General features: G+C 71.2%; 16 protein-coding genes and 2 pseudogenes. 4 read left to right on the forward strand and 14 right to left on the reverse strand.

All coding sequences use genetic code 11. From position 1 onward, the window contains the following. Window positions 1-55 precede the first annotated feature (55 nt). Window positions 56-403 carry a helix-turn-helix transcriptional regulator gene (locus OG344_RS24170; RefSeq protein ID WP_405085031.1) on the forward strand — a complete coding sequence of 116 codons (348 nt, stop codon included), beginning with the start codon at window positions 56-58 and terminating at the stop codon, window positions 401-403. A 92-nt stretch (window positions 404-495) separates the two neighbouring features. Here OG344_RS24170 and OG344_RS24175 read toward each other — a convergent pair. From OG344_RS24175 to OG344_RS24205, 7 genes and pseudogenes are all read right to left on the reverse strand, one after another. After that, a pseudogene (locus OG344_RS24175) lies at window positions 496-714 on the reverse strand (SDR family oxidoreductase); the annotation flags it as partial. A gap of 26 nt (window positions 715-740) precedes the next feature. Continuing rightward, a pseudogene (locus OG344_RS24180) lies at window positions 741-1,001 on the reverse strand (SDR family NAD(P)-dependent oxidoreductase); the annotation flags it as partial. Beyond that, window positions 998-1,747, reverse strand: a complete 750-nt coding sequence (locus tag OG344_RS24185) for an NAD(P)-dependent oxidoreductase (RefSeq protein WP_405085032.1) — start codon at window positions 1,745-1,747, stop codon at window positions 998-1,000. The gene OG344_RS24185 and the pseudogene OG344_RS24180, both read right to left, overlap by 4 nt. Window positions 1,748-1,888: 141 nt before the next feature. Then, window positions 1,889-2,098 (reverse strand): hypothetical protein, encoded by a 210-nt coding sequence (locus OG344_RS24190; protein ID WP_405085033.1) that lies wholly within the window; start codon window positions 2,096-2,098, stop codon window positions 1,889-1,891. A 109-nt stretch (window positions 2,099-2,207) separates the two neighbouring features. Then, window positions 2,208-3,248 carry a PP2C family protein-serine/threonine phosphatase gene (locus OG344_RS24195; protein ID WP_405085034.1) on the reverse strand — a complete coding sequence of 347 codons (1,041 nt, stop codon included), beginning with the start codon at window positions 3,246-3,248 and terminating at the stop codon, window positions 2,208-2,210. 236 nt (window positions 3,249-3,484) lie between these two features. Next, window positions 3,485-4,147: a potassium channel family protein gene (locus OG344_RS24200; RefSeq protein WP_405085035.1), complete on the reverse strand. Its 663-nt coding sequence runs from the start codon at window positions 4,145-4,147 to the stop codon at window positions 3,485-3,487. Continuing rightward, the gene (locus tag OG344_RS24205) at window positions 4,140-5,489 is read right to left on the reverse strand and encodes a TrkH family potassium uptake protein (protein WP_405085036.1); all 1,350 of its coding nucleotides are present in this window, start codon (window positions 5,487-5,489) and stop codon (window positions 4,140-4,142) included. The genes OG344_RS24200 and OG344_RS24205 overlap by 8 nt, the downstream gene beginning before the upstream one ends. Window positions 5,490-5,965: 476 nt before the next feature. Between OG344_RS24205 and OG344_RS24210 the strand changes: the two genes are divergently transcribed. From OG344_RS24210 to OG344_RS24220, 3 genes are all read left to right on the forward strand, one after another. After that, window positions 5,966-7,429, forward strand: a complete 1,464-nt coding sequence (locus OG344_RS24210; protein ID WP_405085038.1) for an arabinofuranosidase catalytic domain-containing protein — start codon at window positions 5,966-5,968, stop codon at window positions 7,427-7,429. A gap of 100 nt (window positions 7,430-7,529) precedes the next feature. Then, window positions 7,530-8,906, forward strand: a complete 1,377-nt coding sequence (locus OG344_RS24215; RefSeq protein ID WP_405085039.1) for a glycoside hydrolase family 43 protein — start codon at window positions 7,530-7,532, stop codon at window positions 8,904-8,906. A gap of 82 nt (window positions 8,907-8,988) precedes the next feature. Beyond that, on the forward strand, window positions 8,989-9,327 hold the full coding sequence (locus OG344_RS24220) for a PadR family transcriptional regulator (protein WP_405085040.1): 339 nt from the start codon (window positions 8,989-8,991) through the stop codon (window positions 9,325-9,327). A 69-nt stretch (window positions 9,328-9,396) separates the two neighbouring features. On the opposite strand, the gene OG344_RS24225 is transcribed toward OG344_RS24220, so the two are convergent. From OG344_RS24225 to OG344_RS24255, 7 genes are all read right to left on the reverse strand, one after another. Further along, a complete protein-coding gene (locus OG344_RS24225) occupies window positions 9,397-10,011 on the reverse strand; it encodes a hypothetical protein (RefSeq protein WP_405085041.1) in 615 nt (204 codons plus the stop codon). Further along, entirely contained in the window at window positions 10,004-10,246 is a 243-nt protein-coding gene (locus OG344_RS24230) for a type II toxin-antitoxin system HicA family toxin (RefSeq protein ID WP_405085042.1), read from the reverse strand. The genes OG344_RS24225 and OG344_RS24230 overlap by 8 nt, the downstream gene beginning before the upstream one ends. Window positions 10,247-10,333: 87 nt before the next feature. After that, a complete protein-coding gene (locus OG344_RS24235) occupies window positions 10,334-12,607 on the reverse strand; it encodes an N-acetylmuramoyl-L-alanine amidase (RefSeq protein ID WP_405085043.1) in 2,274 nt (757 codons plus the stop codon). A gap of 186 nt (window positions 12,608-12,793) precedes the next feature. Further along, complete coding sequence (locus tag OG344_RS24240) at window positions 12,794-13,897, reverse strand: enolase C-terminal domain-like protein (protein WP_405085044.1); 1,104 nt, start codon at window positions 13,895-13,897, stop codon at window positions 12,794-12,796. Window positions 13,898-13,901: 4 nt separating this feature from the next. Further along, complete coding sequence (locus OG344_RS24245; RefSeq protein ID WP_405085045.1) at window positions 13,902-17,024, reverse strand: FAD-linked oxidase C-terminal domain-containing protein; 3,123 nt, start codon at window positions 17,022-17,024, stop codon at window positions 13,902-13,904. Then, window positions 17,021-18,787, reverse strand: a complete 1,767-nt coding sequence (locus OG344_RS24250; RefSeq protein ID WP_405085046.1) for a thiamine pyrophosphate-dependent enzyme — start codon at window positions 18,785-18,787, stop codon at window positions 17,021-17,023. The genes OG344_RS24245 and OG344_RS24250 overlap by 4 nt, the downstream gene beginning before the upstream one ends. Before the next feature lie 234 nt (window positions 18,788-19,021). Next, entirely contained in the window at window positions 19,022-20,497 is a 1,476-nt protein-coding gene (locus tag OG344_RS24255) for an arabinofuranosidase catalytic domain-containing protein (protein ID WP_405085047.1), read from the reverse strand. Window positions 20,498-20,584 lie beyond the last annotated feature (87 nt).

Below are 20,584 nucleotides of genomic sequence, written 5' to 3' on the forward strand. Positions count from 1 at the left end.
TGCGGGACATCGACGAACCCCTGGACGACTTCGGACGCTGGTCAGGCACGCGGCCGTGCGCCGCCCGGGCAGGCCGGTTCCGCTGGCGCGGGAGGCGCTGGCCCGCGTACGGGACCTCATCGCCGAGGATCCGGCGGTGCGGCACTCCCTGGCGGAGTTCGAGGCGGTCTCGGGCCTGGACCGGTGGACGATCGCCCGGCAGTTCCGCACGGCGTTCGGCACCAGCCCGACCCGCTTCCGCACGATGCGGCAGCTCGACCGGGCCCGCCGCCTGCTGCGTGACGGCGTGCCGCCGTCCGAGACGGCCCAGCTCGCCGGCTTCGCCGACCAGGCCCACCTCACCCGCATGTTCAAGCGCACGTACGGTCTCACGCCCGCGAGGTGGGCCGCCGCGCTCGCCTGACCGCTCACCTGATCTCGTTCGCCTCGTACGAGGCACGCGGTCACCGGGATCGTCACGGTGCTCCGGCCTCTCCTCGCGGGGCGGGGAGCGGGTCAGAGCCCGCCGGTGACCTCCAGGACGGCGCCGTTGACGTACGACGCGCGGTCCGACAGCAGCCAGCGGACCGCCTCGGCGATCTCCTCCGCCTTCCCGGGACGGCCCAGCGGCACCCGCGCCGCGACCCGCGCGGCCCGGCCCGGCTCTCCGGCCCTGGCGTGGATCGTCGTGTCGATCGTCCCCGGCGAGACGGCGTTGACCCGGATGCCCGCGGGGCCGAGCCTGCCGGTGACCCGGCGTTGTTCACCAGGCCCGTCACCTCGCCGGCCGACTCGGCCAGGTCGAACAGCCGGGCCGGCGCGTCCTCGTCGGTCACGTCCAGGCGTACGCCCCGGACCAGGGCGCCGCGGCCGCCGAGGTCGTGCTCCAGCGCCTCGGCGTCGGCGTCGGAGCCGGAGTGCGTGAAGACGACTCCGTACCCGTCCGCGCAGAGGAGTTCGACGATGCGGCGGCCGATGCCGCGGGTGCCGCCGGTGACGACGACGACCGGGCGAGAGGTCATGCAGATGCTCCTTCTTCGAGTGATTCGCCTGTCTTCGGTGCCCCCTGCGCCTCCGGTGCCCTCTGGGTCTCCGGTGCCCTCTGGGTCGCCCGTGTCCGCTGGGTCTCCGGTGCCCTCTGGGTCGCCCGTGTCCGCGCCTCGATCGCGTGGACGACGGCCGCCATGTCGAGCCCGCCGTGGCCCAGCCCGAGGGTCTCGCCGAACAGGGTGTGACAGACGTCCAGCAGCGGCGAGGCGATGCCCGCCTGCCGCGCCGCCTCGGCGATGAGACGGTTGTTCTTCAGCACGTCGGCGATGGCGGCCTGGGGGGCGAAGTCGCGCCCGGCCAGCTTCACCGCCTTCATCGCCACCAGCCGACCCTCCTCGGCGGGCACCCGGGAACCCGAGATCGGCGCCTCGGCGTAGCGGCCCCCGGCCGCGAGCACGTCGGCCTCCAGTCCGGCCGAGTAGCCGGGGGAGGTGGTGCCCATGTGGACCACCGCACGGCCCGCGACCAGCCCGGCGAAGCGCGGCGTGCCGCGCTCCAGAACGGCGTCGACGGCGGCCTCGTCGGCCAGCATGAGGAGCACCGTGGAAGCCCGGCGGAACACGCCGGCCACGTCGTCCGCGACCACCGCGCCCGCGGCCCGCAGCGGCTCGCTCCTGGCGGGCGTGCGGTTCCAGACCACCAGCGGTGTCCCCGCCCGGGCCAGGTTGAGCGCCATGGGCTGTCCCATGATCCCGAGCCCGACGAAGCCCACGTCCATCGTCCGCCTCCGCGCGCAGATGCCCGCGCCGACCGCCACGACCGGCGCCGTGAACCGTTGTAGCGCACGCCGGGGCCGTGGTCTTGAACGATTGTGCCGCGCGCCGGTGATCGGGCCGCCTCCCTCGCCGGCGGCCGGTGGTCAGCGAGAGGCGGCGCGGTGACCGCACCACCAGCCGAGCGCGTAGCCTGCGGCGAGCCCGGCGCCGACGGCGAGCGCCCGCGGTGACGACATCGCGGACTTCAACTGCTTCAGGCCGCCCTTCGGGTCGGCGACGGCGCCCGCGACGCTCCCGGCCGCCGACACCACCGTGTCGCCCAGGTTCTTGATGGCGGTGTTCAGAGATTCCATGGTCGGCTCCAGTCGGCGGTGCCCTTCTCAGTGTTCCCGGGGACCCTGCCCGTGTGCCGGAAGGCCCTTCCCGCCGTCCGTCCACGTAAACGGCGGGGTCGCCCGCCGGTCAGCCGGGGTGGCGGCGCAGGAGCAGCATCGCCGCGTCGTCGGGGACCGGTCCGCCGACGTGGCGCAGCAGGTCGGCGCGCAGGTCGTCGAGGGCCGCCTGGGGATCGGCGCCCCAGGCGAGGTGCGCCCGCTCGGCGAGGGGATAGTAGCGCCCCGCCCGGTCCCGGGCCTCGATCACGCCGTCGGTGTAGAAGAGGATCTGGTCGCCGTCACCGAAGGGCAGCCGGTGCGGCTTGGGCCGCGGTGAGCCCAGCGAGCCGAGCCCGAGCGGGAGCGCCTCCTCCTGGGGTTCGGCGAAGCAGGCCGCGCCGTCGGCCCGCAGCACGAGCGGGGCCGGATGGCCGCAGTTGAGCAGCGAGATCTCCCCCTCGTGGACCTCGGAGAGGATCGCGGTGACGAACTTCTCCCCACTCAGATGGCGGCCCAGGCTGGCCTCCACGCGCTCGGCCACCCCGGAGAGCTCGGACTCGTCGTAGGCGGCCTCGCGGAAGGCGCCGAGCACCCACGCCGCGGTCTCGACCGCCTCAAGGCCCTTGCCCTGCACGTCGCCGATGAGGATCCGGACGCCCTCCGGCGTGGTGACCACCTCGTACAGGTCGCCGCCGATCTGGGCCTCCGCCGCCGCCGAGGTGTAGGAGAGCGCCACGCGCAGGTCACCGGCCCGCCGGGGGACCGGGCGCAGCAGCACTCTCTGGGCGGCCTCGGCGACCAGGCGGACGTTGGCCAGCTCCCGCTCCCGGCGGTTCCGCAGCCGGCTGGCCAGCATGCTCGCGGCGATGACGCCGACGAGCGCCGCGATCGTGAGGTTGTTCTGCGGCCGGCCGAACAGGCCGTCGTAGACGGAGAGGGGGAGGCAGATGGCGAGGGCCAGCGCCCCCACCAGGGCCGTGCGGCGCACGCCGCCCGCCACCGAGGCGAAGGCCGGGCCCAGGGTGAGGAGCGGTAGGAAGCCCACACCGGGCTCCGTCATCAGGTCGACGGCGACAACCAGGAGAATCGCGATGAACGGCAACGCGCGCAGGACGCTCTGAGAACTCATCGCGACTCCAATGCCGGCCCCCGCATCATTATGAGACACCTCCGTGATGGGTTTACTCCTTCCCGGCTCCGGAACCGGGCATTCCCGATCTTCCGTAGTAGATGACGCCTTTTCAGGGTCATCCCACCCAGGTGGTTATGCGCGACGCGTGATCACTCCGAGTGATGACGTTACTCGAATTCGTGATGTGGTGGGTGGTAAAGGAGGACATTCGCGCCATCGGCCCCGCCATGGACTCAGGGCAGCTCGGCGAACCGTTCGACCCGGTCCGTACGGCCGGACACGATGATCACATCGCCGTAGCCGAGCTCGGTTTCGGCGGTGGCGTAGGTGAACTCCTCGTCCGGCCGCTTCACGGCCACGACCGTCACGCCGTACTTGCGGCGCAGGCTGGACTCGCCGAGAGGGATGCCGACGTACTCCTTGGGCGGGAGGGTCTTGGCCAGCGCGAAGTTCTCGTCGACCTCCATGTAGTCGAGCATCCGCCCGCTGACCAGGTGGGCCACGCGCTCGCCCATGTCGTGCTCGGGGAAGACGACGTGCTGGACGCCGATCCGGCTGAGGATGCGGCCGTGCTGGCTGCTGACCGCCTTGGCCCAGATGTCGTCGATCTCCATCTCTACCAGCAGCGACGAGGTGAGGATGCTCGCCTCCAGGTCGCTGCCGATGGCGCAGACCGCGCGGTAGAAGTCCGGCAACCCGAGCTGGCGCAGCGCCTCGGGGTCGGTGGCGTCGGCCCTGGCGATGTGGGTGATCTGGCCCGCGAGGCTCTGCACCACCTTGGGCCGGTGGTCGATGGCCAGCACCTCGGTGCCGCGCCGCACCAGCTCAAGGGCGAGTGAGGTGCCGAAACGGCCGAGACCGATCACCGCCACGGGGTCGTTTCTGATGTCAGCCAACGATGACGTCCTCCTCCGGTAATTCATAGCGGCGGGTGCGTTCCTTGAGCGCCAGCGCGGAGCCCAGCGTGAGCGGGCCGATCCGGCCGACGAACATCAGCAGCGTGAGCAGCGTCTGCGCGGCGGGGGAGACGGCGGAGACGACGCCGACCGACAGCCCGGTCGTGCCGAAGGCGGAGACGACCTCGAAGAGTACCTTGTCCGGGGCGTGCGGCGTCAGCACCAGCAGGACGTAGGTGAAGAGCGCCACGAGGCCCACGCTCAGCACGGTGAGCGAGACCGCCTGCCGCTGGGCCGCCTCGGTGAGGCGACGATGGCCGATGTTCACCTGGCTCTCGCCGCGCAGCTCCGCCCACACGACGAACGTGAGCAGGCCCAGCGTGGTGACCTTGATGCCACCCGCGGTGCCCGCGCTGCCGCCGCCGACGAACATCAGCAACTCGGTGACCAGCCAGCTGGAGGGGTGCATCTGCGCGATGTCGACGCTGTTGAAGCCGGCGCTGCGCGGCATGACCGCGGTGAAGAAGGCCGTCAGCAGCTTGGCCTGCCCGTCCAGCGGGCCGAGGGTGCGGGGGTTGGCCCACTCGGTGACGAGGAAGACCAGCGTGCCGCCGGCCAGCAGGACCGCGGTGACCGTGAGTGTGATGCGGGTCAGCAGTGACCAGCGCTTCGGGCGGCGCCAGGACCGGCGCAGCTCGAACACCACGGGATAGCCGAGGCCGCCCACGATCACCGCCGCCGCGACGGTCAGGCAGATCCACGGGTCGGCGGCGAACCGGACGAGGCTGTCGGGCCACAGCGCGAAACCGGCGTTGTTGAACGCGGAGACCGCGTGGAACACGCCCAGGTAGAGGCCGCGGCCGGGGGACTCGCCGTACCCGAGGACGAACCTGAGCGTGAGGACGGCCGCGATCACAGCCTCGCAGAGCAGGTTGAACACCACGACCTTGCCCACCACCCGCCGCAGGTCGCCCCCGTTGAGCACCCGGGTCTCCGCCTGGGCGGACAACCGGGCGCGCAGGCCAAGCCTGCGGGAGACCAGCAGGGTGAAGACGGTGGCGAGGGTCATGATGCCGAGGCCGCCGATCTGGATCAGGACCGCGATGACCGCCTCGCCGAACGGCGACCAGTGCGCGGACGTGTCCACGACGGTCAGCCCGTTCACGCACACCGCGGAGGTGGCGGTGAACAGGGCGGTGATCCAGTCGGAGGGCTTGCCCGAGGTCGTCGCGAGCGGACTGGACAACAGGGCGGTCCCCAGGAGCACGGCCGCGCCGAACACGGTCGTGATCACCTGGGCCGGCTGGGTGAAACGCCCCAGCACCGCCCAGAACAGCCTCATGCCGGCACCGGCGCGCTCATCGGCGGCCCGCCGTGCTCACTGCCACCCGGAAACCTCCCCTGTCCGGAAACCTCCCTGTCCGGAAACGACGGGGCGTCGCCGACCAGACTTCTCGCACACGGCGGCTAACCGTAACAGCATTTATGTCGCGAAACGCATCAGGGGATGTCGTGCCGAGGAGGTCCGGCGCCGGCACGCCCACGCTGTAAATTTCACCGTCCGGTTCCCGTCGTCGGCTCCGGTCCGGCCCTCGTACCGGCAGATGGGGCGTGTTCCCGGCGTCCCGGGGGCGTCGGCAGGCGGCGTCGGGACCTTGACGGGCCCTCGCCGCCTCGTGTTTGCTCCGCTGCACCACCACCACCGTCCCGATCCGGCAGAAGAACGGCCTGTCCTCCTCGAAGACTTGTTAGCGCTAACACTCAAGGCCCCCTGTGTTAGCGCTAACAACTCCTTTCGCAGTTTGTCCGGGAGTGCTCATGAAGATTCCTCGTCTGCGGCTCTGGATCGCCGCCGGGGTCGCCGCCGTGATCGGCGGGGCCGGCGCGCTGACCACGACCACCGCCCACGCCGCCACCGGATGCCGGGTGGACTACTCGGTCAGCAGCCAGTGGTCCGGCGGCTTCGGCGCCAACGTGACCATCACCAACCTCGGTGACCCCGTCAACGGGTGGCGGCTCACGTGGTCGTTCCCCTCCGGGCAGACGATCACCCAGCTCTGGAACGGCTCCTACACCCAGTCCGGCTCCCAGGTGACGGTGACCAACGCCTCCTACAACGGCAGCATCCCGACCGGCGGCAACACGAGCTTCGGTTTCAACGGAGCATTCGGCGGCACCAACACGGCGCCGACGAGCTTCGCCCTCAACGGGGTGACCTGCACCGGCTCGACGGGACCCTCCACCACGCCGTCGAGCACTCCGTCGAGCACCCCCTCGAGTACTCCGTCGGCCAGCCCCTCCGCGAGCCCGTCGTCCACCCCGCAGGCGTCGTCCAAGCCCTGTGACATCTACGCGGCGGGCGGCACACCGTGTGTGGCCGCGCACAGCACGACCCGCGCGCTCTACCGCGCCTACAACGGCAACCTGTACCAGGTCAGGCGGTCGTCCGACAACGCGACCCGCAACATCGGCGTGCTGAGCGCGGGCGGCGTCGCCAACGCCGCCGCCCAGGACTCGTTCTGCTCCGGCACCACCTGTGTCATCACCGTCGTGTACGACCAGTCCGGGCGCGGCAACGACGTCTGGTACCAGGGATCGGGCGGGGCCGGCGGCAGGGCCACCCCCGCGAAGGCGACGACCGAGTCGCTGACGGTCGGCGGAAGCAAGGCGTACTCGCTGTACATCAACCCCGGCAACAGCTACTGGCGCGACGGCCACACGACCGGCGTGCCGACCGGCAGCGCGCCCGAGGGCGTCTACATGGTGACCAGCGGCACGCACGTCAACAGCGGCTGCTGCTTCGACTACGGCAACAGCGAGACGACCCGGAGGGCCGACGGCGCGGGCGCCATGGACGCGATCTACTTCGGCACGAGCTGCTGGTTCGGCGGCTGCTCCGGAAGCGGCCCGTGGGTCCAGGCCGACCTCGAATACGGCCTCTACCCCGGCGGCAGCAGCTCCTGGAACCCCAACCAGCGGGCCTTCACCAGCAAGTTCGTCACCGCCACGCTGAAGAACAACGGCACGTCCCGGTTCGCGATCAAGGGCAGCAACGCCCAGTCCGGCAGCCTCTACACGCTCTACGACGGCTCGCTCCCCGGCGGCTACAACCCGATGAGGAAGCAGGGCGCGATCATCCTCGGCAGCGGCGGCGACTGCTGCGCCACCAACACCAACCTCAGCGCGGGCACCTTCTACGAAGGAGCGATCGTCTCGGGCTACCCGTCCGACGCGACCGAGAACGCGGTCCAGGCCGACGTGGTCGCCGCCGGCTACCGCTGAGCCGCCCGTCCCGCCTCCCGCTCCGAGGCTCCGTCCCCCCGAGATCGCCCCGAGATCCCCCCCCGAGATCGCCCCTGAGATCGAGAAAGGAAGGCTCCTCGTGACCCTGTCCCGGAGAGACTTCACCAAGGCGGCCCTCGGTTCCGCCGCGCTCGTCACCGCGGGCGCGGCGGGGTTCCCGCGGGCGGCGCGGGCGGCGACGTACACCGCCTACGTCTTCGCGTACTTCACCGAGTCGCCGTCGGCCCAGGGCGCGGACTACGGCCTGCACCTCGCGGTCAGCCGGGACGGCCTCAACTGGACGCCGCTGAACCAGAACAACCCGGTCGTCACCCCGACGGCCGGCCAGCTCGGCCTGCGCGACCCGCAGGTGTTCCGGAAGAACGACGGCACGTTCGTCGTGATCGCCACCGACCTCAAGGGCACCGACTGGAACTCGAACAGTCAGTATCTGCACGTCTGGGACTCGGCGAACCTGAACAATTTCACGGGATACCGCCGGGTGCGGATGCAGACCACCAACGACCACACCTGGGCGCCGACGGTCTTCTGGGACGCCTCGCGCGGGCAGTACGGCATCGTCTACTCCGCGGCCGAGATCCTCAGGGTGAACTACACGACCGACTTCGTGACCGTCGGCGCCGCCCAGACCTTCTTCAGCCCGGGCTTCGGCGTCCTCGACGGCGACATCGTCGTGGACGGCGCGACCACCTACCTGTACTACAAGAACCTCGGCGACGGCCGTCTCTACGGGGCGCGGTCGTCCACGGGCGCCCCCAACAGCTTCACCACCTACACCAGCGGCCTGATCCAGGGGAGCGGCATCGAGGCGCCGCTGCTGCACCGGACCAACGAGGGCGGGTGGCGGCTGTGGGGCGACTCGTACAGTCCCGTAAACAACGACTACTACGCCTGGGGGTCGGCCAACGTCGGCGCCAACTCCTGGACCCCGCTGAACCAGCGTGACTACACCCCGCCGCTGAACTCCAAGCACGGCTCGATCGCCCAGATCACCGACGCCGAGCACAACGCCCTGGTGAGCCGGTGGGGAACGCCCACCTGGGTGCGGCTGAAGTCCTCCAACTATCCCGACCGTTTCGTACGGCACCAGAACAACGTCGCGCGCATCGACGCCTATCCTTTCGATCCGTACCGCGACCAGATGTGGCGGATGGTCCCCGGCCTCGCCGACTCGGCCGGGGTCTCGTTCGAGTCGGTGAACTACCCCGGCAGCTACCTGCGGCACTACAACTACGAGCTGCGGCTCGCCGCCGCCGAGAACACCGCGACGTTCCGCGCCGACGCCACCTTCTACCGCACCGCCGGTCTGGCCGACTCGGCGTGGACGTCGTTCCGCTCCTACAACTACCCCGACCGCTATGTCAGGCACTACGACTACGTGCTCCGCATCGACCCGCTGAGCGCGTCCTCCAGCGCCGTGGACCGGCAGGACGCCACCTTCCGCATCACCTCCTGACGGTCTGCCCGCGTGCTCGGCCGGACGGGGCATCGATGCCGTCCGGGCTTGAATATCATGTCTCTCGATATATGATGGCCGCATGAGTCAACGGCCGATCACCGAACCCGCCTTTCTCGTCCTCACCGCACTGGTCGACGAGCCGCGGCACGGCTACGGCATCGCGCAGGAGGTGGAGCGGCTCTCCTCGGGGCGCGTCCAGCTCAAGATCGGCACCCTGTACGGCGTGCTCGACCGGCTCGCGGCCGACGCCCTGGTCGCGCCCGACCGGGAGGAGGTGCGGCAGGGACGGCTGCGCCGCTACTACCGGCTGACCGACGAGGGGGCGCGAGCGCTGGAGGAGGAGGCCGTCCGGCTGGCGGACAACGCCCACCGCGCCGTCGAGCGACTCCGCCTCCGGCAGGCGGGCGGTCTGGCATGAGCGTGCTGGAGGAACGCTACCGGCGGGTGCTCCGGCTGCTGCCCGAAATGGTTTCCGCTGATCTTCAGATCAGACGAACAGAGTCGGCGTCTCCGCCCGGCTCGTCGGACCGAAAAATCTGATATCTCTGACGACTTGAGAGATAGTTGTGGCCGCAGAATAGGGCTTGCTGTTTATGGTGACCATTCCTTTATGGTCCGGATCATACGTGGCCGGCGCCGTGAGAATCATGGCGTCAGCCACCGATACGGCGATATTGATCGCATCGCCACGCTGTTCCAGCTGATCGGCAATCCAGCCGATGGTGTCCGGCATCACCGCGCAAACGTAAACCACTTCTCCCAGCGCATTGGCGGGAGCTGCGACCAGACCGGCTGCCTGGTCTTTGTGTCCCGCGGCACGGCCCAGAGCCGCATAGACGGCCTGTCTGTCATGCACATGCTCATCCAGGGCCATCCGCGTCACCAGTTCGCCACCAGCCATCTCATAGTGACGTTCATGGTGTTCGACCACCGCGAACGGCCCCGGCCCTCCGAAGTGGAAGCTGAGAACGTCCTGCAACTCGGCTCGCAGATCTTCCAGAGTTTCGCGACCGTAGACAAGGCCGGGGGCCTGAGGAGATGTGGCATACAGATCCCGATCATCGGGCCCCGACCGGATGATCACATTGATGATCTCAGGCATCACCGCGCACCACCTTCAACGCCTCGTCAACGTCCAGTCCCACTTGCTTGACAAGTATGTCCTTCACTACTCCCGGTGCGAGGCTGGCTCCGTCGTGGAACGCGAAGGTGAGGGTAGGCCTACCCTCACACACAAGCTTGCGATGTGACCCCCGCCGAGCGCTCTCCCAGTAACCGAGACTGAGGAGGACAGCCAGCATCTGTCTCGCCTTCAACGACGGGAACGGGTTGGGCACTCGTCTGATTCCCTACTGATCAGCCACCTACCCTCTCGCATGTAGAGCTCGGAAGTACCGAAATCCCTTGGGCTGCCCGGAAGATCTTTACCGGCGGTGGTGGGGGCGCCGGGGTGCGTGCCAGTGGGAGCGGACGGGGGTGGTGGCCGCCGAGGTGGCGACGCCGCTCTCGTAGCCGGGGGCCGAGGCCGTCACCCGTACGGACAGCCGGGCCCCGCGGTCGCGGCCCGTGACGTGGTAGGCCCGCCCCGTCGCGCCCCTGATCTTCGCGCCGTCGCGCAGCCACTGGTAGCGGACCTTCTTCGGGGAGGGCGTCCACGTGCCGGGAGAGGCCGTCAGCAGCCGGCCGATCCACGGGACGCCGCGCACCACCGGGGGCGCGGTGGCGACCAGCGCGGACGACCGCGCCTCGTGCAGGTCCACGTCGGCCGCCCGGACGAACACCTGCCGGTGGGCGTACCAGAGCTGGTAGTACCGGTCCTGGCCCCTGACGTCGGTGCGGTCGCCGGGGGCCGACCCGTCGAACGACGTCGCCCGGTAGTAGTCCGTCACCACGTCGTCGTCGCTCACCGCGTACGTCTGCCCGGCGGGGATCGTGTACTCCAGCGCCGAGACCGCCTGCACCGGGACGTCGGTCCCGGTGTAGGCGGCCGCCTCCGGGTAGGCGCGGCCGTAGACGGCGGCCGGGCCGGTCGCGTCCACCTTCACGGTGACCGTCTTCGCCGCCGCCGGGAGCACGACGGGCCGGTCGGCGGGGTTGCGCAGCCAGGCGAGCGAGCCCGCCCACCACACGCCCAGCCAGTCGCCCCGAACCTCCGCGACCACGAGCTTGTGCCCCGAGACGACGCGCGCGCTGACGTCGCTCACGTACGTCGTGCCGGCCTCGCCGGCGGGCTTCCAGCCGGGGTCGGCGGCGAGCGGGGCGTCCTCGGACGGCGCCTGGCGGAGCGGCAGGAAGTTCGTGCCCGCTCCCGGGACGCACTCCGGCGAGGGCGGCGACGCCGCGGCGCAGCCGGTGAGCGGCTGCCGATTGTCCTGGTATCCGGTGCGGACCTCCACGACGTCGCCGGCCGAGACCTGCGTCGTGGCCGCCCGGCCGCCGCCGATCGGCGCGCCGAGGAGCTCGAAGTAGTGGTCCCAGTCCCAGTACGGCCCCGGGTCCCAGTGCATCGTCTTGGTCGTGCCCGCGACGGTGCCCGGCACCTGGTCGTGCCCGATGACGTGCGCCCGGTCGAGCGGGATGCCGTACGTCGCCGCGAGGTGCTTCACCAGCGTCGCCGAGGTCTGGTACGCCGACTCGGTGTACCAGGTCGCGTCGCCCGCGAAGCCCTCGTGCTCCACGCCGACGGAGTGCATGTTGACGTACCAGTTGCCGGCGTGCCAGCCCACGTCCTTCGGGTCGAGGTGCTGGGCGACGTGACCGTCGGCGGAGCGGATCGTGTAGTTCCAGGCGAGGTACGCCGGGTCCTGCACGAGCCGGACGGAAGGGTCGTAGTAGCCCTCCGTGTCGTGGATGACGATGTAGTCCAGCGTCGGCCCGCCCGGCCCGGTCCGATCGGCGATGTCGTGGTTGCCGTACTTCGTGGTGTTGTCCGGGTCGGTGGACGTGAGCTTGGCGTACGGCGCGGGGATCGCCTCGCAGCCGAGGCGCTCATCGCCGGGGTCCGGGCAGCCGGTGCCGGGAGCGGTGGCGGTCCCGGCCTGTGGGAGCGGGATCGACTCGTCGGCGGGGAGCGTCACCGTCTGGCCGTCGGCCGTGACCCGGCTCTCGCCGCCGCGCAGGGTCTGGTAGACCTGCCGGACGAAGTCGTGCCCGGCGCCGAAACGCCCGACGGTGTCCCGCCAGGCGGCCGGTTCGCCGTCGTCGCCCCCGCTCCGGAGGCCCTCGCGCCGCGGGTCTTCGCGCCGGTAGGCGGCGAGCAGCGCCGCGCCGCCGCACACCCCGGCGTTCGGCACGCGCCTGAGGGCGTCGGCCGTCAGGCCGGTCAGTTCGGCCGCCCGGGTGATCTGGCTCTTCGCCTCGGCCACGCGGCCCTTGTCCGCGCCGGTGCCCGGGCCGGGCGTACGGTCGCTCAGGTCGAAGACGCCGAATCCGCCGTCCGCGCTGGGCCGGCCCTGGTGGTCGTCCCACCGGGAGAGCATGTAGGAGACGGCCTTGAGCAGCGGCTCCGGCACGCCGGTGTCCCGGGCCGCCGCGGCGAAGGCGGCCTCCCGGGTGGGCGCGGACAGCGTCGCCGCGCAGGAGACCTGTGGCACGGACTGTGGCACGGGCGCCGGGGCGGGCATGTTCGCGGCGGCGGGAGCGGCGGGCAGGAGCAATGTCGCGACAGCCAGGGCCGCGCCGCGGGTCGCACGTCTCACGTGGCGGGCCTCTTCCTGCTGTGTTCCTGTGGGGGCGGTCCGGGGGCCGGACCGGGAGTGAAGCAGATCCCGGACGGGCACCGTGTGCCACCGGGTTGGCGCGATCTCGCCAAGATCGTAACCGAGTCCGGACGCGCCGAGTCAGGAAATATCCCTTTTCGGGGTCCACCGGTGTCGGAACAGAGGTCAGACGACGCGCCAGGGGACGGCGGTCTCCTCCTCGAACATGAGCCCGTTGCCGGGGGCGGCGCGGCCGACCGGAGCCTCGCCGCCCACCGGCGACACCGCCCCGTCGAACAGCGTGCTCTCGATCCGCACGTGGTCGTGGAACCACTCCAGGTGCCGCAGGTTCGGCACCGCCGCCGCGACCGCCAGGTGCTGGTGCGGGGCGCAGTGCCCGGAGACCTCCAGCCCGTGCGCGGCGGCGACGGCCGCCGCGCGGAGGAACTCGCTGATCCCGCCGCACCGGGTGACGTCGATCTGCAGGCAGTCCACGTACGGCGCCATGCGGGCGAAGTAGACGAGATCGTAGCCGTACTCCCCGGCGGCCACGTCGGCCCGCACGAGATCGCGGACGAGCCCGAGGCCCGGCAGGTCGTCGGAGGAGACCGGCTCCTCGAACCACCGCACGCCGAGATCGGCGGCCCGGTCCAGCAGCCGTACGGCCTGCTTGCGGGTGTAGGCGCCGTTGGCGTCGACGAACAGTTCCGCGTCGTCGCCGATGGTGCGCCGGGCGGCGGCCATGCGTTCCAGGTCCCGCCCGGCGCACCGCCCCCACGACTCTCCGATCTTGATCTTGACGCGGGGGACGCCCAGCTCGTGGGCCCAGTGGGCGAGCTGCCGGTGCTGCCGCTCCGCGTCGTAGGTGGTGAAGCCGCCGCTGCCGTACACGGGGACGGCGGCGCGGGCCCCGCCGAGCAGCCGGGCGAGCGGCAGCCCGTGCCGGCGCGCCTTGAGGTCCCACAGCGCGTTGTCGGCCGCCGACAGCGCCAGCCCGGCGATCCCGGGCCGTCCCGCGTTGCGGATCGCGCGGGCCATCGCGGTCCACGCGGCAGGCAGGTCGTCCGGGTCGAGATCGGCGACGGCGGGGGCCAGAGTGTCCGTCACGACCGGCGCGGTGGCGGCGGGGCCGTAGGTCCAGCCGAGCCCGCGCACGCCGCCGGCGTCCGCGTGGACGACCACGATCGTCGTGCTCGTCCACGCGAGCGTCCCGTCGGCCTCGGGGAAGTCGGCCGGGATCGTGTATGCCCGCGCGCTGAGCCGCGGATGCGCCTCGGTCCCGGTCGTCACCGGTTCACCTCCGCGGCAGCCGCCGCGCGAGCAGCCGCAGTCCCGTGAGCAGCGCGGCGCCCGCCACGGCCGCGCCGGTCGCGACGACGACGGCGGTCGCGGCGGCCCCGGCCGCGGCCGAGGGCGGCGCGGGCCGCAGAGCGTACGCCTCCTCCGGGCACGGCGTGTCTCCCCGGTCGCCGCGCAGCCCGGCCCGCAGCAACTCGGCCAGGTGCATCGCCCGGCGGCCGTCCGCGTCGCCCTGCTCGATCTGCGTGCGGCAGCTGAACCCGTCGGCGAGCAGCACCGTCGCGGGCCCGGCCCGCCGCACGGCGGGCATCAGCACCCGCTCGGCGCAGGCCTCCGACACCTCGTAGTGCCCCTTCTCGAACCCGAAGTTCCCCGCCAGGCCACAGCAGCCGGAGTCGAGCACCTCGGCGTCCACCCCGGCGGCGTCGAGCAGCGCCTCGTCGGCCCGATGCCGCATGACCGCGTGCTGGTGACAGTGCACCTGCACCAGCGCCTCGCGCGGCACCCTCGGCGGCTTCCATCCCGGCGTGTGGTCGTGCAGCAGCTCGGCCAGCGTCACCGTGTGCCCGGCGAGCCGCCGTACGTCCTCGTCGTCGGGGAACAGTTCCGGCGCGTCGCCGCGGAACACGGCGGTGCAGCTCGGCTCCAGGCCGACCACGAAGGTGCCCGCCCGCAGGTGCGGGCGCAGGTTGTCGAGCGTGCGGCGCAGCACCTTCTTCGCCGTGGCGAGCTGGCCGGTGGAGATCCAGGTGAGGCCGCAGCACACCGCGCGGTCCGGCACGCGCACCCGCCACCCGGCCGACTCCATCACCTCGACCGCCGCCCGCGCGACCTCGGGGTGGAAGTGGTTCGTGAAGGTGTCGGGCCACAGCACGACCTCCCCGCGCGTGCCGTCACCGGCCGGTTCGCGGCCGGCGAACCACTCCCGGAAGGTCCGCGGCGCGAACAGCGGCAGCTCCCGCCGCCGGTCCACGCCCGCCGCGGTCTTCGCCAGCCGGTTCAGCACCGGCGCGTGCGACAGCGCGTTGGCCACCCGCGGCGCGTACGCCGCGAGCCTCGCCCACACGGGCAGCCACCCCATCGCGTAGTGGGCGCGCGGGCGCAGCCGCCCCTCGTAGTGATGGGACAGGAACTCCGCCTTGTACGTCGCCATGTCGACGTTGACCGGGCAGTCGGACTTGCAGCCCTTGCAGGCGAGGCACAGGTCGAGCGCCTCGTGGACGGCCTCCGACTTCCAGCCGTCCGTCACCGCGCCGCCCCGTGCGGTGCCGTCCAGCATCTCGAACAGCAGCCGGGCCCGGCCCCGGGTGGAGTGCTCCTCGGCCCGGGTGACCATGTAGGACGGGCACATCACCCCGCCCTCGTGGCGGCGGCAGGTGCCCACGCCGACGCACCGCAGCACCGCGCGGCCGAAGCTGCCTCCGTCGTGGGGATACCCGAACTGCGTGGCCACGTCGCCGTGGTTGTAGTCGGGGCCCAGCCGCAGCAGGTCGTCGAGCGGGTACGGCGCGGCCACTTTGCCGGGGTTCATCCGGTCGCCGGGGTCGAAGATCGCCTTGAACCGGCCGAACGCCTCCACGAGGTCGCCGCCGTACATCTTCGGCAGCAGCTCCGCGCGGGCCTGCCCGTCGCCGTGCTCGCCGGAGAACGACCCGCCGTACGCGACGACCAGGTCGGCGGCCTCCTCCACGAAGGAGCGGAACGCCGCCACCCCCTCGGCAGAGGTGAGGTCGAACGGGATGCGGCAGTGGACGCAACCCTGCCCGAAGTGCCCGTAGAGCGAGGTCTGCTGGTAGCCATACCTCTCGAACAGCCCGTTGAGGTCGCGCAGGTAGTCGCCCAGCCGGTCGGGGGAGACCGCGGAGTCCTCCCAGCCGGGCCAGGTGTCGGGCAGGCCGGGCACCCGGGCCGTCGCGCCGAGACCCGACTCCCGGATCTGCCACATCCGCTCCTCCAGCTCCGGGTCGTCGAAGACGGCCACACCGGCGTCGTCGCGCTTCTTGCCGAGGGAGGCCAGCATGTCCTCGGCCCGGCGGTCGGCGTCGTCCTTGTCCTCGCCGCCCATCTGCACCAGCAGCCAGGCGCCGCCGTCCGGCAGCTTCTTCAGCGACTCCGGATTGAGGTGCTTCTCGTGCTGGAAGTGGATCAGCTTGTCGTCGATGCCCTCCAGGGCGATCGGCTTGTGCGGCAGGATCGCCGGCACGGCGTCCCCGGCGGCGGCGATGTCGGGAAAGGCGACGTAGGCCATGGTGCGCGCCTTGACCACCGGGATCAGCCTCAGCCGGGCCCGCAGCACCGTGACGAGGGTGCCCTCCGAGCCGATCAGGGCCTGCGCCACGTTGAAGCGGTTCTCGGGCAGCAGGCTGTCGAGGTTGTAACCGGACACCCGCCGGGGGATGTGCGGGTAGCGGGTGCGGATCTGTTCGAGGTACGCGTCGCGCAGCGCGCGCAACCGGGCGTAGACCTCGGCCTTCCGGCCGCCCTGACGCTGGATCTCCGCGTACTCCTCGTCGCCCGTCTCGCCCACCCACATCCGGGTGCCGTCGTAGAGGAGCACCTCCATCTCGGCGATGTTGTCCACGACCTTGCCGGCCCGCTGGGCGGTCGCCCCGCAGGAGTTGTTGCCGATCATGCCGCCGATCGTGCAGTGGTTGTGGGTGGAGGGCCGGGGACCGAACTCCAGGCCGGTGGCGAGCAGCCGCTCGTTGAGGATGTCCAGCACGATGCCCGGCTCCACCAGGCAGGTGCGGTTCTCCCGGTCGACCTCCAGCAGCCGGTCGCAGTGCCTGGACCAGTCGATCACCACGGCGGTGTTCACGCACTCGCCGGCGAGGCTGGTGCCGCCGCCCCGGGACAGCAGGGGCGCGCCGTGCCGGCGGCAGACCTCCACCGCCGCCACCGCCGCCTCCACCGTCCGGGGGACCACCACCCCGAGGGGCACCTGGCGGTAGTTGGATGCGTCGGTGGAGTAGGCGCCACGCATCGTCGCGTCGAAGCGGACCTCGCCGTCCACGGCCTCCCTGAGGTCGCGTTCGAGCGCCGCGAGATCCACCCGGACGCCGCCGGGCGCGGGCGGGACCGTCACCGGGTCGGGCAGGAGGCGGAGTGTCTCCGTCATGACAGGAGCTCGTTGATCTTGTCGCGGGCGACGGCGGCGAGCGTGCTCGCCTTGTGCGGCTGACCGCGCAGGAACGCCTCGGCGAAGTGCTTGGCCTGGTCGTACTTGACCCTGCCGGGCATCGGCGGCTCGTCGGGGTCGACGTCGCAGTCGACCAGGGCGGGGCCGTCGTGGGCGAGCGCCTCGCGGATCGCGCCGGGCAGGTCCTTCGGGTCCTTGATCTTCGCTCCGTACGCCCCGCAGGCGCGGGCCCAGGCGGCGAAGTCGGCCTCGGGCGGCTGGTGGCGGACGGCGTACTCCGGGTAGCCCAGGATGATCTGCTCCCACAGGATCTGCCCGTAGGCGTTGTTGTTGTTGACGACGACCTTGATCGGCAGGCCGTGCCGGACCGCGGTGAGGAAGTCGGCCATGAGCATGGCGAATCCGCCGTCGCCGACGAAGGCGACCACCTGCCGGCCCGGATAGGCGTGCTGGATCCCGATCGCGTACGGGAGGCCGGGGGCCATCGTGGCGAGGTTGCCCGACAGGTAGAACTCGCGGCCGCCGCGGATCGTCCAGTGCCGGGCGGCCCAGGTGGCGATCGTGCCCGAGTCGCAGGTCAGGATCGCGTCGCCGGTCGCGGCCTCGTCCACGCAGCCCATGAGGTACTGCGGGGCGACGGGATCGCGGGAGGCGTCCTGCAGCGCCTTCATGTCCGAGCGCCAGTCGTCCATCCTGCGCTGGTACTTCTCCAGGAACGACCGGTCCTTGGCCTCCTCCAGCATCGGCAGCAGCGCCCGGAGGGCGAGTTTCGCGTCGGCGGCGACCGGCGCCTCGGTGGGCCGGCGGATGCCCAGCAGGGTGGGGTCGGCGTCGATCTGCACGACCCGGGCCTGTCCCTCCTGCGGCAGATACTTCCCGTACGGGAAGGAGGTGCCGACCATGAACAGCGTGTCGCACTCCTCCATGAGCTCCTCGCTGGGCGCGGTGCCGAGGAGGCCCAGCCCGCCGGTGGTCAGCGGATGGTCGTCGGGCACCGTGAACTTGCCCGGCAGCGTCTTCACGATCGGGCTCGCGAGCTTCTCCGCGACGGCCAGGATCTCGTCGCGGGCGTGCCGGGCGCCGACCCCGACCAGCATGGCGATCCTGTGGCCCTGGCGCAGCACGTCGGCGGCCCGGGCCAGTTCGTCCTCGGCGGGCCGCAGCGGCGCCACGGAGCAGTTGGGCATGCTGGCCGGCGGGGTGCCGGGGCCGACGTGCCGGTAGGGGTCCTCGGCGGCGGCGGCGACCTGGATGTCGTTGGGGAAGGTCAGGTGGGAGACCGTCCGTCTGGTCAGCGCGTTGCGTATCGCGAGGTCCACGACCCCGGGCATCTGCTGCGGGTTGGTGATCATCAGGTTGTACGAGGCCAGGTCCTGGTAGAGCCGGTCGAGGTGCACTTCCTGCTGGTAGTGGGTGCCGAGGACGGAAGTCTCCTGCATGCCGGTCAGCGCCAGCACCGGGACGTGGTCGAGCTTGGCGTCGTACAGGCCGTTGAGCAGGTGGATCGCGCCGGGGCCGGAGGTGGCGGCGCACACGCCGAGGCGGCCGGTGGCCTTGGCGTAGCCGGTGGCCATGAAGGCGGCGGCCTCCTCGTGGTGGACCAGGATGAAGCGGATCTTCTCCCGCTGCCGCCGGAAGCCCTCCATCAGGCCGTTGATCCCGTCGCCGGGAAGCCCGAAGATCGTGTCGACTCCCCACTCCACCAGCCGTCTGGCCAGGCTCTCACCGACGATCTCAGTCATCTGCCTCTCCGTTCGAATAGGGCGCGGGCGGATCGGGCCGCTCGCGGTCGCCCTTCCCGATGCCGTTTCCGCCAAACGGCGCGGTCCTCGTGTCACGGCCTTTTGCGGAGCTCAAAAGGTGTGCTTAACAGGCATTTTGCTTGATGCAACTTTTTCGGCGTACGGCCGGACGCCTGGTCAGGGGGGCGCCCGGCCGCGGATCACGCTGGAGTCACGCAACGATCATGCGGAGCCTCAGTTGCGCAGGCTCCACTGCTGGTTGGTTCCGCCGTTGCAGGCCCAGAGGATGAGCTTCGTGCCGTTGGCGGTGCCGGCCGAGTTCGCGTCCAGGCAGAGCCCGGACTGCACGCCGGTGATCGTGCCGTTGGAGTTGACGTTCCACTGCTGGTTGGTCTGTCCGTTGCAGTCCCAGATGATCACCTGGGTGCCGTTGGTCGTGCCCTTCCCGTTGGCGTCGAGGCACTTGTTGCCGTACACCTGGAGCTCCTTGCTGGAGGTGGAGGTCCAGCGCTGGTTGTTCTGGCCGCTGCAGTCCCACAGCTGCACCTGGGTGCCGTTGGTGGTGGTGCTGTTCGGCACGTCGACACAGCGGCCGGACTGGCCGCCCACGATCTGCTGGCCGGTGCCGGGGGTGCCGCCGCCCGACGTGGCGTAGCCGGCGGCGACGATGTTCGCCTGCACCGCGTCCTCGGTGGCGGCCGTCGGATAGCCGGAGGTCATCACACCCTCGTAGAAGGTGCCGCGGGCGCCGACGCTGTTGTCACCGCCGATGCCGAGGATGATCGCCCCCTCCTTCTTCATCGGGTTGTAGCCCGAGGCGTTGGGCCGCTTGCCGTCGTAGAAGGTGCCGAGGCCGCCCGACTGGGCGTTGCCGCCGCGGATGGCCCAGTGGTTCGGCTCGCCCTTGATGATCGCCGTCAGGAAGCGGTGGCCGATGCTCGGGTCGCCCGCGTTGTAGCCCGTGTTCACCCCGGAGAACAGGCCGTTCTCCAGGTCGGCCATGATCCACGGGCCGTTGCCGGCGCCGTAGCCCCAGACCTTGATGTTGCCGAAGTAGATGGCCTCCATGGTGCCGTTGCCGTTGTCGCGGCTGTTGGTCTCGGCGTTGCCGTAGTCGAAGCAGCAGCCGCCGTTGTAGTGGGTGCCGTCGAAGATGGCGTACATGCCCTCCGGCTGGTCGCCCTTGGCGACGCCGTTGGTGGCGTTGTTGCGGTAGCCGGTGCCGGGCGCGACGTAGACGCCGTACGCCTTCTGGCCGCCGACCGTGATCGGCGCGGCGGTCGCGTTGGCGAGGTTGTCGTACCCGCCCGCGGCCGGGCCGTTGAACCCTCCGGGAGGCGCCTGGGTGAGGCGGTTGTTGCGACCGGACTGGTCGTAGATGATCGTGATGAGGCAGGTCGTGCCGGCGCAGAAGGAGTCCTGGGTCGCGGCGTTGGCCACTCCGCCGGCGCTCAGCACGCCGATGTCCCGGGTGGTGTTGTCCGAGGCGCGGCGCACCTGGTAGAGCGCGCCGTTGTAACTGCCGTACAGGGCGCGGGTCGTGCTGTGCGCCGCGACGCACGGGGTGCCGCCCGCGGCGTAGATGTCGCACGGACCCTGCGTCGCGGCCTCCGACGGTGCGGAGAGACCGGCCAGCAGGCCGGCCGTGAGCGTGATCGCCGAGCCCGCGGCCAGCGAGGCCGTCTTCAGGCGTCGTAATGCGGAGATCATGATCGTTTGTGCCCTTCTGGTGGGGGGTTTCTCTTGCTGGTGTGCGTACCATTCTTGTTAGCGCTAACATTCACAACCGTGAGTCGT

Source organism: Microbispora sp. NBC_01389, from assembly GCF_045040095.1.
In the GTDB taxonomy this organism is placed as follows: domain Bacteria; phylum Actinomycetota; class Actinomycetes; order Streptosporangiales; family Streptosporangiaceae; genus Microbispora.

Bases quoted from the DNA above. Each gene is read 5' to 3' on its own strand.
- OG344_RS24220 (WP_405085040.1), top strand. From the start codon at position 8,989: ATGAGTCAACGGCCGATCACCGAACCCGCCTTTCTCGTCCTCACCGCA.
- OG344_RS24225 (WP_405085041.1), bottom strand. From the start codon at position 10,011: ATGCCTGAGATCATCAATGTGATCATCCGGTCGGGGCCCGATGATCGG.
- OG344_RS24190 (WP_405085033.1), bottom strand. From the start codon at position 2,098: ATGGAATCTCTGAACACCGCCATCAAGAACCTGGGCGACACGGTGGTG.
- OG344_RS24205 (WP_405085036.1), bottom strand. From the start codon at position 5,489: ATGAGGCTGTTCTGGGCGGTGCTGGGGCGTTTCACCCAGCCGGCCCAG.
- OG344_RS24210 (WP_405085038.1), top strand. From the start codon at position 5,966: ATGAAGATTCCTCGTCTGCGGCTCTGGATCGCCGCCGGGGTCGCCGCC.
- OG344_RS24245 (WP_405085045.1), bottom strand. From the start codon at position 17,024: ATGACGGAGACACTCCGCCTCCTGCCCGACCCGGTGACGGTCCCGCCC.
- OG344_RS24185 (WP_405085032.1), bottom strand. From the start codon at position 1,747: ATGGACGTGGGCTTCGTCGGGCTCGGGATCATGGGACAGCCCATGGCG.
- OG344_RS24250 (WP_405085046.1), bottom strand. From the start codon at position 18,787: ATGACTGAGATCGTCGGTGAGAGCCTGGCCAGACGGCTGGTGGAGTGG.
- OG344_RS24195 (WP_405085034.1), bottom strand. From the start codon at position 3,248: ATGAGTTCTCAGAGCGTCCTGCGCGCGTTGCCGTTCATCGCGATTCTC.
- OG344_RS24255 (WP_405085047.1), bottom strand. From the start codon at position 20,497: ATGATCTCCGCATTACGACGCCTGAAGACGGCCTCGCTGGCCGCGGGC.